The 16,198-nt window shown below is 39.2% G+C and carries 11 protein-coding genes, 1 tRNA gene and 3 pseudogenes; 13 read left to right on the forward strand and 2 right to left on the reverse strand.

The genetic code is table 11. The features are described from left to right. Positions 1–112: 112 nt before the first annotated feature. Genes DW103_RS00945 through DW103_RS00955 form a run of 3 tightly spaced genes read left to right on the forward strand, consistent with a single transcriptional unit; the run spans position 113 to position 3,252 of the window. Positions 113–2,329, forward strand: a complete 2,217-nt coding sequence (locus DW103_RS00945) for a cation-translocating P-type ATPase (RefSeq protein ID WP_122273789.1) — start codon at positions 113–115, stop codon at positions 2,327–2,329. Positions 2,330–2,389: 60 nt separating this feature from the next. Next, positions 2,390–2,599 carry a heavy-metal-associated domain-containing protein gene (locus DW103_RS00950; RefSeq protein WP_122273790.1) on the forward strand — a complete coding sequence of 70 codons (210 nt, stop codon included), beginning with the start codon at positions 2,390–2,392 and terminating at the stop codon, positions 2,597–2,599. A gap of 2 nt (positions 2,600–2,601) precedes the next feature. Beyond that, complete coding sequence (locus tag DW103_RS00955; protein WP_122273791.1) at positions 2,602–3,252, forward strand: hemolysin III family protein; 651 nt, start codon at positions 2,602–2,604, stop codon at positions 3,250–3,252. A 33-nt stretch (positions 3,253–3,285) separates the two neighbouring features. On the opposite strand, the gene DW103_RS00960 is transcribed toward DW103_RS00955, so the two are convergent. Continuing rightward, a complete protein-coding gene (locus DW103_RS00960) occupies positions 3,286–3,903 on the reverse strand; it encodes a recombinase family protein (RefSeq protein ID WP_122273792.1) in 618 nt (205 codons plus the stop codon). Between the two features lie 211 nt (positions 3,904–4,114). On the opposite strand from DW103_RS00960, the gene DW103_RS00965 reads away from it, so the two are divergent. From DW103_RS00965 to DW103_RS00990, 6 genes and pseudogenes are all read left to right on the forward strand, one after another. After that, positions 4,115–4,189, forward strand: a tRNA-Pro gene (locus tag DW103_RS00965). A gap of 294 nt (positions 4,190–4,483) precedes the next feature. After that, a complete protein-coding gene (locus DW103_RS00970) occupies positions 4,484–5,572 on the forward strand; it encodes an acyltransferase (protein ID WP_122273793.1) in 1,089 nt (362 codons plus the stop codon). 42 nt (positions 5,573–5,614) lie between these two features. Beyond that, positions 5,615–7,213, forward strand: a complete 1,599-nt coding sequence (locus tag DW103_RS00975) for a glycoside hydrolase 43 family protein (protein WP_122273794.1) — start codon at positions 5,615–5,617, stop codon at positions 7,211–7,213. After that, positions 7,210–8,568: a glycoside hydrolase family 43 protein gene (locus tag DW103_RS00980; protein WP_122273795.1), complete on the forward strand. Its 1,359-nt coding sequence runs from the start codon at positions 7,210–7,212 to the stop codon at positions 8,566–8,568. The genes DW103_RS00975 and DW103_RS00980 overlap by 4 nt, the downstream gene beginning before the upstream one ends. An 18-nt stretch (positions 8,569–8,586) precedes the next feature. Next, positions 8,587–9,402 (forward strand): annotated as a pseudogene (locus DW103_RS00985) (sialate O-acetylesterase); the annotation flags it as partial. A gap of 92 nt (positions 9,403–9,494) precedes the next feature. Further along, positions 9,495–11,237 carry a glycoside hydrolase family 43 protein gene (locus DW103_RS00990; RefSeq protein ID WP_122273796.1) on the forward strand — a complete coding sequence of 581 codons (1,743 nt, stop codon included), beginning with the start codon at positions 9,495–9,497 and terminating at the stop codon, positions 11,235–11,237. A gap of 130 nt (positions 11,238–11,367) precedes the next feature. Here the strand turns inward: DW103_RS00990 and DW103_RS18350 are convergent, their stop codons facing one another. After that, positions 11,368–11,535 (reverse strand): helix-turn-helix domain-containing protein, encoded by a 168-nt coding sequence (locus DW103_RS18350; protein ID WP_370453446.1) that lies wholly within the window; start codon positions 11,533–11,535, stop codon positions 11,368–11,370. A gap of 328 nt (positions 11,536–11,863) precedes the next feature. Between DW103_RS18350 and DW103_RS01000 the strand changes: the two genes are divergently transcribed. The 4 genes and pseudogenes from DW103_RS01000 to DW103_RS01015 all read left to right on the forward strand — a co-directional run bounded on the left by DW103_RS01000 (position 11,864) and on the right by DW103_RS01015 (position 16,029). Then, the gene (locus DW103_RS01000; protein ID WP_122273798.1) at positions 11,864–13,060 is read left to right on the forward strand and encodes a carboxymuconolactone decarboxylase family protein; all 1,197 of its coding nucleotides are present in this window, start codon (positions 11,864–11,866) and stop codon (positions 13,058–13,060) included. Positions 13,061–13,087: 27 nt separating this feature from the next. After that, positions 13,088–13,276, forward strand: a pseudogene (locus tag DW103_RS18355) (nuclear transport factor 2 family protein); the annotation flags it as partial. A gap of 11 nt (positions 13,277–13,287) precedes the next feature. Then, positions 13,288–13,368, forward strand: a pseudogene (locus tag DW103_RS18360) (cupin domain-containing protein); the annotation flags it as partial. 288 nt (positions 13,369–13,656) lie between these two features. Beyond that, positions 13,657–16,029: an outer membrane beta-barrel family protein gene (locus tag DW103_RS01015; RefSeq protein WP_122273799.1), complete on the forward strand. Its 2,373-nt coding sequence runs from the start codon at positions 13,657–13,659 to the stop codon at positions 16,027–16,029. Positions 16,030–16,198: the final 169 nt, after the last annotated feature.

A 16,198-nucleotide genomic window follows, 5' to 3' on the forward strand; every position in this document is an offset into this window, starting at 1 on the left:
TAGCCTCTTTGTGCAAATAATTCTATTAAAATTCATAGCCTGTCGAATATGCGAGGAAACCATTTTGTTCTATCTTTGTTCTATCTTTGGAATAAGATAACTATATTGAAGTATGAAAGTAACAGAGACCAAGGTGCTGCCCGTACTCGAAATGAGTTGTGCGGTTTGCGCTAATAATGTGGAAAGTACGGTGAATGCCCTTCCGGGTGTGGAAGAGGCAACTGTCAATTTTGCATCAAATACACTTACCGTAAAATATATACCGTCTGTCATTACACTGCAGGCAATGCAGGATGCTGTTCGTGCTTCTGGTTATGATCTTGTTATCGATGCGGAAGACCCTGTTGCCATGCAAGAGGAGATGGCTCATAAACATTATCGTATTTTGAAACGTAATACAATCGGGGCTTGGATATTATCTGTACCGTTGGTGTTATTGGGTATGGTGTTCATGCATGTACCTGGTGGTAATTGGATAATGATGGTGTTGGCATTAGTCATTATGGTATTGTTCGGTAGAAACTTTTATAACAGTGGTATCCGCCATGCTTTGAAAGGAAAAGCAAATATGGATACTTTGGTGGCATTAAGTACTTCTATTGCTTTCATATTTAGCTTGTTCAATACTGTTTATCCTGAGTTTTGGTATGAGAAAGGTTTGGAACCACATGTTTATTATGAAGCATCCGGTGTGATAATCGCTTTTGTTCTGTTAGGAAAATTGATGGAAGAACGAGCTAAAAACAGTACCTCTTCAGCTATTAGAGGATTAATGGGGTTGCAGCCAAAGACAGCTCGTTTGGTGAAAGATGGAGTAGAAACAGAGGTTCCGATTTCATCTCTGCAAGTCGGAAATGTGGTTAGTGTTCGTCCGGGAGAAAAAATTCCAGTTGACGGACTGTTATTGCAGGGTTTTTCGACTGTAGATGAAAGCATGTTGAGCGGAGAGCCAATACCTGTTGAGAAATCTCCGGGAGATAAAGTATTGGCAGGAACGATTAACCAGAAAGGGGCTTTTACAATGAAAGCAACCGGGGTCGGTAATACGACTGTTTTGTCACAAATTGTACAGATGGTTCAGGAAGCACAAGGAAGTAAAGCGCCAGTTCAGCGTATTGTTGATAAAATAAGTGGTATATTTGTTCCGGTTGTAGTGACTCTATCGGTATTGACATTTATTTGTTGGCTGGTAATAGGCGGGGAAAGTTATTTTTCTTATGCATTGTTGTCGGCTGTGTCTGTACTTGTTATTGCTTGTCCTTGTGCTTTGGGTTTAGCAACTCCAACAGCTTTAATGGTTGGAATGGGGAAAGGGGCGGAGCGACACATCCTGATTAAAGATGCTTTCGCATTAGAAAATCTTTGCAAAATAAATACGGTGGTACTGGATAAAACCGGTACGTTAACCGAAGGTATTCCTGTTGTGAATGGTGTTTATTGGATTTCGGAAGCAACTCCTGATATTCTGAATATTTTATATACAGCAGAACAAAAATCCGAACATCCTCTGGCTTCGGCAATTATCCGTTGGCTTGATGAGAACTTTAACGTTTCGGTTTGTGACGTTGAAAGCTTTGAAAGCCTTACCGGACGTGGTATCCGTATACATCTAAAAGGTCTTGCCTATTGGGTCGGTAGCCGGGGATTGCTAGAAATAGCAGGAGTTGTCATACCTGATAAAGCAAAAGCTGAAATGGAAAAATGGCAGGAAGAGGGGCAAAGTGTCGTTTTTTATGGAAAAGAGGATAAGTTGTTAGCTGTTATGGCTATATCTGACCGTATTAAACCCACATCCGCAGAGGCGGTTCTTAAGCTGAAAAGATTAGGTATTGAAGTTCATCTGCTAACAGGTGATGGGGCTAAAACAGCTGAACAGGTTGCTGCCTTGTTAGGTATAGAACGATATAAAGCGGAAGTGCTGCCAAACGATAAAGAGGCGTATATCCAGGCACTTCAACGGCAGGGGCGAAAAGTGGCAATGGTGGGAGATGGCATTAATGATTCGCAGGCCCTTGCGCGTGCTGATGTTAGTATTGCGATGGGAAAAGGGACAGATATAGCCATGGATGTCGCAATGGTTACATTGATTACATCCGACCTATTACTGTTACCGGAAGCTATTCGGCTGTCCAGACAGACGGTCCGGCTAATTTATCAGAATTTATTCTGGGCCTTTATATATAATATAATAGGTATCCCTTTAGCGGCAGGTGTGTTGTATCCGATAAACGGTTTGTTATTGAACCCTATGCTAGCAAGTGCAGCAATGGCGTTCAGTTCAGTTTCTGTAGTGCTGAATAGTCTTCGACTAAAATTTATGAAATTATAATAGATTAAATAATCCGGAGATAAGGTTTATGCTTGTCTTCCTAATAAATTATGAATAAGTATGGCAACAATGAAATTTAAAACAAACGCTAAGTGTGGCGGCTGTGTTTCTGCAATAGGTGCAAAACTGAATAAGTTAATGACTTCGGCAGATTGGTCTATCGATTTGTCTGATTCGAACAAAGTATTACAAGTATCGGCATCTGTTTCTCCGGAAGCTGTTATTACGGCCGTTACTGAAGCCGGCTTTAAGGCTGAACAATTATTATAAGGATGAGTAAACAAAGACAAACTCACGAGGAGGAAGTTGCAAATGTTCTGACTCATGGTGCTGGAATGCTTTTCGGAATAGCAGCTATCATTATTTTAATGTTGGCGGCTATCCGAAGCGGCAATCCTTGGGCTATCGGAAGTTTTGCCGTTTATTCGGTTTGCATGACACTTTCGTATGTGACTTCTACTTTTTATCATGCTTCAGGTAATGCGCGACAGAAGCGTATATTGCGTCGTTTCGATCATAGTGCTATTTATTTGCATATAGCCGGAACATATACGCCATTTTCGCTTGTTGCACTTCGTCAGGAAGGTTATTGGGGATGGACCCTGTTTGTGCTTGTATGGGCAGCGGCAGCTATTGGTGTATATCTCAGTTTTCGTAAAATGAAAAAGACAGACCATCTGAAAACAGCCTGTTATCTGGCAATGGGGTGGGTGGTTATTATAGCCTTCAAACCTTTAATAGATGTTTTTCAACGGACAAACTCTATGGATGTCTTATATTGGTTAATTGCAGGAGGGGTGTTTTATACCGCCGGTAGTATTTTCTTTTTCTTTGACAGATATAAATATATGCATCCTGTCTGGCATCTTTTTGTATTGGGGGGAAGTGTTTGTCATTTTATTGCTATTTATTTACTGGTTTAGCCCTTAAAAAGGCGTAGCAGACCTTTCTTTCCGTTACTTCTTTTTTCTTTTGGACGAGATTTCGGGTAAATTTTCTTTTACGAAACGTTTAAAGCCACTAAGGGATACTTGATAATACTCCGCAAGTTCCGCATAAGTAGTATTTTCATCTCTTAGTTCTTTTTCAATTTGTTTTTTTTGAGAAAGTAAATATTCCATTTTAGGACTACCTTGCGGACGTCCAAGTTTAGTACCGTTTTTTTTGCTAAGGATAAGTGCTTCTTTGGTGCGAGCCGAAATTAATTTACTTTCTATTTCCGAAACGAGCCCGAAGGTGAATGCTAAGGTCTTGCTATCCAGATTGTTTTCAAAAGCATATCCTTCTTTTATGCTGTAAATTGTTACCTTTTTTTCGATACTAAGCAAGATAAGATGCATGATTTCAGTAAGTTTACGGCTTAAGCGGGTTATGTCGGCAACAATCAATATGTCACCGTCCTGCATGCCTTTTATTAATTCTTCAATTTTACTTTTGTTTCTGGGTGTATTTCTTGTATCTTTTATCCATTTATCTATTTCTATTTTTTTATTTCTGGCAAATTGTTCTATTGCATTTTTCTGACTTTCTGCTTGTTGATTGTTTGAGTATGTACGGATATATGCGACTATCATATCTTCTTTTGTTTTTAATTTTATTGCACATTTAATTTATAACAGATTGGTTTGCAATATGTTCATGCTTAGGACTCATAAAACTTTATGATTCTATAATCTCCGATCTCTTACTGTTGCGAATGTACGCAAATAAAAAAACAATGAAATATTTTGTATTTAAAAATAAATACGTATCTTTGCACCGCAATTAAGGAAAATGATTGCAAAACGGGGTGTAGCGCAGTCCGGTTAGCGCACCTGCTTTGGGAGCAGGGGGTCCCAAGTTCGAATCTTGGTACCCCGACACAAAACAAAAAGTTGAAATTCAACTGGTTAATGAGATTTCGAGTCGATACGTATTTGTGTCGACTCGTTTTTTTTATGCCAAAACGATCTTATTTTACCTCAAAAAATAGGATTCATCAATATTTATGTCCTATTAACTCCACTGATATCTAAAAGAATGGTTATCTTTACACTCAAAAAATAAAGCAGCATCTTGGAAATGAACAAAGTATTTCCGGGATGAAGGCATAAAAAGGATAAAATAGAAATCATCTTACTATTCTAATTTAATAACCAGAAAACTCTAAAAAGGATGAAACGTATTGTTTTCTTAGATTATGTACGCGTGTTTGCATGTTTCCTTGTCATAGTTGTGCACGCCAGTGAAAATTTTTACGGTGCTGCCGGATCTACAGACATGGCGGGGCCACAATCCTATTTGTCTAACGAGGCCGACCGACTATGGGTCTCTGTATATGACGGCTTCTCACGCATGGCGGTGCCCCTGTTCATGATTGTTTCCGCCTTTCTTCTTGTGCCGATGAAGGAAGAACAGACCTCATGGCAATTCTATCGTCGGCGTTTTACCCGTATTCTGCCACCGTTATTCATATTTATGATACTTTACAGTACCCTGCCTCTTCTGTGGGGACAAATAGATGGAGAAACATCATTAAAGGATTTATCGCGAATATTACTGAATTTTCCCTCGCAGGCCGGACACATGTGGTTCATGTATCCTCTAATCAGCCTTTATCTTTTCATACCCATAATATCTCCGTGGTTAAGCAAGGCTACAGCAAAAGAAGAACGTTTCTTCATTGGGCTGTTCCTGTTATCGACATGTATGCCGTATCTCAACCGGTGGTCCGGTGAAATATGGGGACAATGTTTTTGGAATGAATACCACATGTTATGGTACTTCTCAGGCTATTTGGGATACCTCGTACTAGCACATTATATACGTGTACACCTAACATGGGACCGTTCCAAACGCCTTTCTATAGGAACCGTTTTAATGATTATCGGGGCTGCATTGACTATCTATTCGTTCTATATTCAGGCTATACCCGGAGAAACTCTTTCCACACCAGTAATAGAAATAGGATGGGCTTTCTGCACAATCAACTGTGTGATTCTTACAACGGGTACGTTCCTTATGTTCACATGTATAAACCGCCCGAATTCTCCACGACTCATAACAGAAATGTCGAAACTCAGCTATGGTATATATTTAATGCACATATTCTGGCTCGGACTATGGGTGACTGTGTTCAAGCACACATTGGAACTACCAACTGTTGCCGCCATACCCAGCATTGCAGTAAGTACATTTGTATGCTGTTATATAACGACAAAAATTATCTCGCTTATACCTGGCAGTAAATGGATAATAGGATAATCGCCGGAGAAACATTCTACTTGTTTAAGAAAATGAAAAGATATGAAGATACTGTTGTTTAGAAAAGCTATGTTACTGGGAGGGCTAAGCCTATGTTTGAGTGTTAGTGCCCAAAAAGTTCACAATCCTATTATTTGGGCAGATGTCCCGGATATGTCGATGATAAGAGTTGGCGATACGTATTACATGAGTAGTACGACGATGCATATGAATCCCGGTACTCCTATTATGAAATCGAAGAATTTGATTGATTGGGAGATGGCAAGTTATGCGTATGAAACATTAGGTTCATTAGATGCCTATGAAATGGAAAATGGTCAGAATGCTTATGGTGGTGGTACCTGGGCTAGTAGCTTGCGTTATCATAACGGTATATTTTATGTGTCAACCTTTTCAAACAATAGTCGAAAAAATTATCTTTTTTCGACAAAGGACCCGGAAAAGACTCCCTGGGAAGTCAAAACGTATGAACCGATGGTTCATGACCATTCCTTGTTTTTTGATGAAGACGGCAAGGTATATATTATAAGTTGCGGTGGAAATGTAGGCATTAGGGAGATGAAAGATGATTTGACAGGGATAAAGGAAAATCAAACAAACAAAATTATTATTGAAAACGCTGATGCAATTACTGGAAAGGAGAGGATGCTTCCTGCTGAAGGTGCTCAAATGTTTAAAGAAAATGGAAAGTATTATCTCTTTCTCATTACTTGGCCTAAAAATAGTATGCGTACGGTTTTGGTGTATCGTTCGGATAATATAATGGGGCCTTATGAAGGGCGTGTGGCACTTGAAGACAAGGGGGTAGCTCAAGGTGGTTTTATTGATACTCCAGATGGAAAATGGTATGGCTATTTTTTTCGTGATTATGGTGCTGTAGGACGTGTTCCGTATTTAGTTCCGATGAAGTGGGAAAACGGATGGCCGGTGTTTGGTGAGAATGGAATTGTTCCTGATTTTCTAGATGTGGATGCGAAACAACCTGTAGTTCCCGGGATTGTTGCTTCCGATGAATTTTCAAGAAAGACGGGTGAGCGGGACCTACCTTTGGTTTGGCAATGGAATCATAATCCGGATAATAAGTATTGGTCTGTTAAACAGCGTCCCGGTTATTTGCGCTTGACTACTTTCAGATTGAATAAGAGCTTTATCGATGCAAAAAATACATTGACGCAACGAACCTTTGGACCTGAATGTTCCGGTGAAATAGCAATGGACGTAAGTAAGATGAAAGATGGTGATTTTGCAGGGATTGGCCTTCTACAGCAACAATATGGAATTGTAGGGGTGAAGATGGAAAATGGGAAAAAGTTTATATTTGCAGGAAATGCCCAGAACAGTAATCGAGAAAATGAAAATTATGAAGAATTGGCTACTATACCTTTTAATGGTAAAACAGCTTGGTTCAAAGTAGAAGCGGATTATAAAAACCGTGCGGATACCGGATATTTCTATTATAGTATGGATGGAAAAAACTGGAAACCAATTGGTAAACCTTTGAAAATGTCTTATATGTTATCGCATTTTATGGGGTATCGTTTCGCTTTGTTTAATTATGCAACAAAAAAAACAGGTGGATATGTGGACTATGACTATTTTAGGATTGGGAACAGCATATCTCTTTTATCAGAAAAAATATGAACAAATTAAAGTCTTTAGGTCTGTTTTCATTATTGGTTTTGACACCAGTCGCTGTGCTAGCTCAAAATCCGATTATTCAAACCAACTATACAGCCGATCCGGCTCCAATGATGTATAATGATAAAGTATATCTGTATACCAGTCATGATGAAGACGGGTCTACTTGGTTCACAATGAATGATTGGAGGTTATATACAACCAATGATATGGTGAACTGGACTGATCATGGTGCTGTAATGTCATATACGGATTTCAGTTGGGCAAAAGGGAATGCGTGGGCGGCACAGTGTATTGAACGTGACGGGAAATTTTATCTTTACACACCTCTTACCGCAAAAGATAATCAGGGAGCGATAGGAGTAGCTGTGGCCGATAGTCCTTATGGGCCTTTTATTGATCCGTTGGGAAAGCCTTTGGTCAGGAGTGGACATGGAGATATAGATCCTACCGTTTTCATTGATGATGACGGCCAAGCTTATCTGTATTGGGGAAATCCGAATTGCTATTATGTAAAATTAAATGAGGATATGATTTCATATGAGGGTGATATTGTTCGTGTACCTATGACTGTGGAATCTTTTGGCAAGCGTGATGGAAATCAGGAAAGGCCTACCCTTTACGAAGAAGGTCCTTGGCTTTATAAGCATGATGGAATGTATTATCTGCTGTATGCAGGAGGCCCTGTCCCTGAACATCTTGGTTATGCAACAAGCAATAAGCCTACCGGACCATGGAAATATGGCGGGGTATTGATGCCGACTGAAGGGCGGAGTTTTACGAACCATCCGGGAATTATCGATTTCAGAGGTAAGACTTATCTTTTTTATCATAATGGTTCTTTACCGGGGGGAGGCGGCTTTACACGCTCTGTATGCGTAGATGAACTGAACTTCAATAAAGATAAATCATTCCCTCAGTTAAAAATGGGTTCCGGACTTGAAAAGCCTTTGGCTACACTTAATCCTTACGTGAAGACTGAAGCGGAAACGATAGCTTGGTCTGAAGGAGTTAAGTCTTACAAGAATAATCAAGTTGGAGTTTTTATAACCGCGATGAAGAATGGTAGCTATACGAAAGTCAGGAATGTTGATTTTCGGGAGAAAGGTGCTTCTAAATTCTTTGCCAGAGTTGGTACTACCCATAATGGTGGTGTTGAAATGGAAGTTCGTCTGGATGAAGTTGATGGGGCATTAATCGGTACGATTCGGGTTCCGTGTACAGGTGGTGATGACAGATGGGCTTTGGTTGATATGGATATTGCTCCAGTCAAAGGAGTTCATGACGTCTTTTTTATTTTTAAAGGACATGCACCAAGTAATATCATGTATTTTGATTATTGGAAATTTGCTGAATAATTTTGTAAAAATGATTATATGAGACAGTTCATGTTCTTTGTTTTTCTTTTGGTCGGAATGAGTCTTTCGGCACAAGATAAGAACTTTTATATATTCTTGTGTTTCGGGCAGTCGAATATGGAAGGAAATGCAAAAATAGAGGCCCAAGATACTGTAGGTGTCAATGAACGTTTTAAGGTTTTGGCTGCCGTAGACTGTCCTGAACTGAAGCGCGAAAAAGGTAAATGGTATACAGCTGTGCCTCCTTTAGTACGTTGTCATACAGGGCTTACTCCGGTTGATTATTTCGGTCGGACCTTAGTGGATTCTTTACCGGATAATGTTCGGGTGGGAGTGATTAATGTTGCGATAGGTGGTTGTAAAATCGAATTGTTTGATAAAGATAGTTATCAATCATATTTAAACGATGTCCCTGATTGGTTGACTAATATGGTTAAAGAGTATGGGGGAAATCCTTATGGACGATTGGTCGAGTTGGCTCGTCAGGCTCAAAAAGATGGCGTCATAAAAGGTTTTTTATTGCATCAAGGGGAGTCGAATACCAATGATGTGGAATGGCCGAGAAAGGTGAAAAAAATTTATGATGATTTATTATCTGATTTGAACCTGAAAGCCGAAAAGGTCCCTTTATTAGCCGGAGAATTGGTAAATGCCGACAAAGGTGGAAAATGTGCAAGTATGAATAAAATCATAGCTACATTGCCACAGCAGATTCACAATGCGTACATTATTCCCTCCAATGGCTGTGGGTGTGCCTCCGATTATTTACATTTTGATGCTGAAGGGTATCGAATATTAGGTCGTAGATATGCAAAACAAATGTTGTTGATTTTGTGATGTGAAACTTTTTGAAACAAAAAACGGAGTGTGAAAGAATGCTGTTATTGCAATTAAAGGAAATACTATAATAATAAAATGAAAACACAATGAGAAAAAAAGAATTTTCGCAATGGATGTTAATACCACTGTTCTGTGTGTGTGTGTTGGGAATATCGGTAACATCTTGTAGTTTAAAGAAAAGACAACCACTCCCGGTAATAGGAAAGTCTGTAGCCCTATTCGATAATTTCACGTATAAGGGGAATGATGATTTTTATATCTCTAATCCTCTGGTTAATGAGAATGATTTTTATAATCCCATTTTGCCAGGTTGGTATTCTGATCCTAGCATTTGTACGAATGGGGAGGGGGATTACTTTTTAGTAACTTCAACATTTACCTATTTCCCGGGTGTTCCTATTTTCCATAGTAAAGATTTGGTGAATTGGAAACAAATAGGTCATATATTGGACCGTCCTTCCCAATTGGTTAATATGAATGGTCAAAATGTTAGTGGTGGTATTTTCGCTCCGGCAATTTCTTATAATCCGCATAATAAGACTTACTATATGATAACGACAAACGTGGGAGCCGGTAACTTTTTTGTAAAAACGCAAGACCCATTCGGTGAATGGTCTGACCCGATTATGTTGCCTGAAGTTACCGGAATTGATCCTTCTTTCTTTTTCGACGATAATGGTGATGCTTATATCATTAATAATGATGATGCTCCGGAAAACAAACCGGAATATAGTGGTCACCGTACCATTCGCATCCAAAAATTTGATATTAAGAATGATAAGACCGTCGGCCCCCGCCTGATTTTAGTCAATAAGGGAGCACGTCCGGAGGACAAACCCATCTGGATTGAAGGTCCTCACATGTATAAGATTAATGGAAAGTATTTTCTGATGTCCGCGGAAGGAGGAACAGGTGGTTGGCATTCCGAAGTTATTTTTCGTGGCGACTCTCCAATGGGGATTTTTATTCCGTGGAAGAATAATCCGATTTTGACACAAAGGCATTTGGATTCCAAACGTCCGAATCCTGTGACATGTGCAGGGCATGCAGATTTGGTTCAGACAAAAGAAGGGGATTGGTGGGCAGTCTTTTTGGCTTGTCGCCCTATTGACAACCGGTTCGAAAATTTAGGTCGTGAAACGTTTATGATACCTGTTAAATGGAGCGAAGATGGCTTTCCATATATGACTCAAGGAGAAGATTTGATTCCCTTGGTCGAAAAGCGAGAGGGGGTTAAACGGGATACTACTGTTACTTTCGGTAATTTCGAGATATGTGAAACTTTTGATGGTACAACTTTAGATATGGCTTGGATGACTTTACGAGGACCGGCTTCCGATTTATATTCTTTGACTGAAACTCCGGGGTATCTTACGTTAAAATGTACGGATGTAAGTGCTTCCGAAAAGAAAACCCCAGCTTTTGTATGTCGTCGTATGCAACATCATAAGTTTGAATGCACCACTCGAATGCTATTTGACCCTTCCGATGATACAGAAGCGGCCGGACTTCTTTTATTTAAGGATGAAAATCATCAATATTTCTTAGCAGTCAGAAAAACGGATACGGGGAAAAGTGTTTTTCTTGAGCAAATAGGAAAATTGGAAACTAAAATATTAGCGAGCCAGGTAATTAATCAAGATACAAAAGTTATTGATTTGAAAGTAGTATCCGAAGGAACTCATTATGATTTCTTCTATTCTGTTAAAAATGAAAACTGGAATTCATTATGTAGTCATATTGATGCCGGTTATTTATCGACGGCTACAGCCGGAGGATTTACAGGATCGGTTATTGGTTTGTATACCTTATCGCAAGCAAAAAAATAATGAAATAGTAAGTTTATGTTATGGTTATGATATCTTATTCTAATGATTTGGTAACGATTAGGAAGCATTTTGGTAAATCTATACACTTTGTACAGTGTAAACTGTATTAGACATGTAATTCATAATAAAGTCATTGTTTTATAAAGAACAGGGCATAAAGGAAATTTAAAGTAGTGTATACACTTACGCATTTTTTGAATAGGCGGGTGAAGTGGGTAGAATATTTGAACCCCAATTCATCCGCTATTTCGTTAATGGATAAAGATGTGTCGGCAAGACGTTGCTTGGCAATGAACATCTCGATGCTACGGGATATCAGGCTGTTGGTATATTTGTCGATTTCACGGTTCAATTCTCCACACCGAATATCTGTCCCGAAACTAATACGTCAAAATGCAGAATCCGTAAAAATGGTTGAAGAGTCAGTAATAAGTATAGCAGCTATCATTTTAAAAGCGTCTAATTTTGCATTATTAAAAAATGTTTCAAACAAAAAAGGATAGAACAATGAAGAATTTATTAATAACCGTTCTTAATAGGATAAAATCTTACTTAGAGATAGACGGAGAACTATCTTCGTATATCGAAATGATATTCTCAAAAAATGCTCGAAAATTATTTAGCAAATGAAAAAGAACATTCTAATCATCTTATCGCTTATGATAACATCACTTCATTTATCGGCACAGGTTGTAAATGCCGACAAGATGCTTGTGCGTATTTCCGAGATTGAGGTCTATGCACAATATCTCGATGAATACCTGCAATATGCCCGCACAGTAGGCATAACTTCTGTCAGTCAGGAACCGGGAGTTATCTGTATCCACCCGATGCAGTTAAAGCGAGATTCTTGTCAGATACGCATACTCGAAATTTATGCTTCGGATGAAGCGTACAAGCATCATATTAAGACTGCTCACTTTCAGAAATACAAGACAGAGACGTTACACATGGTCAAATCACTTGATTTAGTAGATATGAATGCGCTTGCTCCTGCAACAATGCTACAGATATTTAAGAAGATGCCGCAAGCAAATGATAAAACAAACAAAACAGTTACAACAATGGATAGGATAAATGTTTGCAAAGAAAATTTTGCAACCCTCTTTGAAGGAGAAGCATTAAACGGAAAAGGTACAGATCCCGAGATGATGGATATACTGCAAAAGTATATTTTCGGAGAAGTTTTCCGCACTGGTAATATAGATATGAAAACACGAGAATTAATTACTTGTGTAGTTCTGGCTACTATGCAGCAACTTCCGCAACTCGCAGCCCATTCGGCTGCAGCCCTAAATGTCGGAGTTACTCCGATAGAACTTCGTGAAGCTATCTATCAATGTGCATCAAATATTGGCTTTCCAAAAACGCTGAATGCTTTAAGTGCAATAAACTCAATATTTGAGCAAAGAGGCATAAAGTTACCTTTGGAAAATCAGGCTACTACAACCGAAGCCGACCGCTACGAGAAAGGATATGCCATTCAACAATTGCGCTACGGAACCTGTATTAAGGATATGCTGAAAGGACTACCAGACGGAATGAACGAAGAGGTTGCACGTTATCTTACGGAAGTACATTTCGGTGATTTCCAAACTCGTGCCGGGCTGGATTTGAAAACTCGTGAACTATTATCTTATTGTGTAATAACGACTATGGGTATGGACGAGCAACTACGTTTATATTTAGAAAGTAACCTCAAAATAGGGAATAGCATTGAAAATATCACTGCTGCAGTTATACAGTGTATGCCCTACATCGGTTTTCCGACAGCTTTTAAAGCGCTGAAAGTGATTAGTGATTATGCCATTGAAAAAGAATGAACAGATTGCAGCTATTGGTACAAGAAAGCCGAAATACACGATGTGCAGGTAAAGTTTGCGGTAGGAACGGCAACGGTTTACAGTCGGATTCATTTGAACTCGGTAGTCGGAGGCAACACTGTACGTTTCCCTTTTATCGTTACGGAAGTCTATGTAATGGAAAACAGCAAATGGAAACTTTCTACACTTGCCTTTACAAGAAATTTAGGTGAATAATCGAATAAGAGAATGCTCCGATAGCAAACGTAACTTTCGAGCCTGGATGTCGCAACAGTTGGCATTCGCATAAAGCTGGTCAGTTATTGATTGTCCCCCATTCAACTCAGTTGATTGTTGTTCGAATCATAATGGGAGAGTCCCATATTAGGTAACTCTAACCTGTCTGAAACAGGCTGATTCATGGTCTTTTGAGTCTAACCGCTTTCATGCTTTTTGCTATTTATCTCTTTGTTTTCCAGCTTGTTATTTTATTGACTATCTATTCCAGCTTCGTTTTGCTCAACCAATGTGATAAGACTAAATAACACTCCATAAGCCAGTGATAACATAGTTTCTCGTCGAAAGGATTTTCCTTTGCAATGTTGAATAAAAAATAAATGACGATGAAACTACTTTATTATGCAATCTTTTTTCTAGCAGTCAGTGACAGCATGATGGAGGCACAAAACATTCATGGAAGGGTGATAAATCAGGATAATAATCCGGTTGATGGGGTAGCTGTTGTATTACAAACATTGGATTCTATTTATGTGGATGCTGTCGTAACGGATAGTCTTGGTGATTTTATGTTAGAACATCAGGCCGTTCAAACATATCGTCTTTTGTTCCAACATCTGTTATATGAACCGGTTCAGAAAGAAATATCTTCGGCGGATGCCGGAAGCATTCTGCTTCAAAGTAAAGATTACGAATTGGAAGGTGTTGTCGTGAAGGCTGAACGTCCGCAGGTGAAAGTGGAAAACGGGGCTTTGAAATACGATGTCCCTCAATTGATGAAGGATAAAGCTCTCAATAATGCATTTGAGGTTTTGGCACAAATTCCGGGTGTTGTCGCAAAGGATGATATTGTACAGTTGTTGGGAACCGGTTCTCCGGGAATTGTTATTAACGGGCAACTCACCACGATGTCAATGGAACAATTGATTAATTTATTAAAGACAATACCGGCTTCCCGTGTCCAAAATGTAGAGGTAATGTATAATGCTCCGGCGCGTTATAATATGAAAGGAGCCTTGATTAATGTAGTATTGGATACTGTAACCGATACTGCTCAAACTTTGCAAGGTGAGGTGGGAGTCGATTATCTTCAGCAACATTATTCAGGAGGAAAAGTACATGCGAACCTGTTGTATTCGACTTCCCGGTTAAGTGTGGATTTTCTGATTGATGGGTATAAGGGACGTTCCTATATGGGAGAAGATATTTTGGCTCGTCATACTCTACAGGATAAAGTTACAGAAATCAACCAACTTGGGAGAGGAAGTGCAAGCCCTACAACTGGAACAATACGCTTGGGGTTGGATTATACGTTCAAGAATGAGGATAAATTATCAACCTCTTATTATCTGAATCCTAAGAAATCGGAAACTTATCGCATTTCTGCTATAAGTTTCCAAGAATTGAAACCAACTGTATCTGCTCTTGATGAACGCGAAAGTCGGACGGATGTTGACGATAAGAGTACTTTGCATAACGTCCGCCTTCAGTATAACAGTCATTTCGGCTTGATAGCCGGGGGAGATTTCACCCGCTATCATGCTCCGTTTTTCCAAACTTTTGTGGAAAATGGTAAAAGTGGAACTTTGACTGATATGCAGAATAATTCGAAGCAGGATATTTCACAAGGAGCACTATTTATTAACCATACCCACACTTTTGGAGCCGGGTGGACACTGAATTATGGTGTCCACGGCGGTTTCACCTCTTCAAAAACGTCTATAGATTACTATTATAATAAAGGTAATGGTTACGAATTGGATCCGGCATCTCTGGAAAATAACCGTCAGAAAGAGTATAGCGGAAATGTTTTTACAGAGATATCTAAGAGTTTTAATGAGCATTTTTCGGCAACCGCCTCCCTGAAAACGGAATATTTTAAGTCGGATTATACGTCTAACGGAGTTAAGTCTACTCTTTGGGATGATTGGGCATTTTTCCCGAATGCATCACTGAGTTATATGTTCAGTCCGAGTCATATCCTTCAGCTGAATGTGAACAGTGATAAAACTTATCCGGCTTACTGGAATTTGACACCGCAGCAGACACCATTGAATTCCTATTCCGTTGTTGTGGGCAATCCTGCCCTGAAACCGTTTTGCTCGTATGAGGGACAATTGCTTTATATCCTAAAGCAGAAATATACGTTTATCGCTTTTACCAGTTATGATCCGGATTATTTTGCACAATTACCTTATCAGAGTACGTCGGAATTAAAGAATATATTCCGGTATGAAAATATGGATTTTCAGCTTCAGTCGGGAATTGGTGCCGTTGTTCCATTCCGTGTCGGAGAGTTTTGGAGTAGCCAAGCAACATTGACCGGAATACGTATGCAAGAAAAATCCGTTCATTTCCATGATTTGTCATTCAACAACGTGAAATATGTAATACAGGCAATTCTGAATAATACGTTTACACTTTCCAAATCCCGCCCCAATTTGAAACTGGATTTGAACGGCATGTATTTAAGTGGAGCTGTACAGGGTATCTATTCGGTGAGTAATCTGTATGACGTGACTGCTGCATTAAAATGGCAGTTTGCAGATGATAAAGCAACTTTGATGCTGAAGTGTAATAATATTTTCAAGGGCAACGTGCCTGTCACCGAAATAGACGAGTCTGGGCAATACAGCAGGATAAAACAACTGGATGATACACGTTGCTTTACTGTCTCTTTTATCTGGAAGTTCGGTGGCTTCAAAAAGAAGGAACATGAGAAAGTGGATGCTTCTCGTTTCGGCAAATCTTAACTATTAAAAGAATGGTTACTGCCGATAATAAGTAACATTCGCAGTTTTTCATGTAGAATAGCTTCGTTTTTTTTTCAAAAGCTCATAATACTTCTTCCGTTTCACGTTCGATGAACGCAAAAAATACGTTCGATGCTTTTGCGTTCAACGTTCGTGTTTTTTGCGTTCA

Origin of the sequence: Parabacteroides sp. AM08-6 (assembly GCF_003473295.1) — a bacterium.
In the GTDB taxonomy this organism is placed as follows: domain Bacteria; phylum Bacteroidota; class Bacteroidia; order Bacteroidales; family Tannerellaceae; genus Parabacteroides.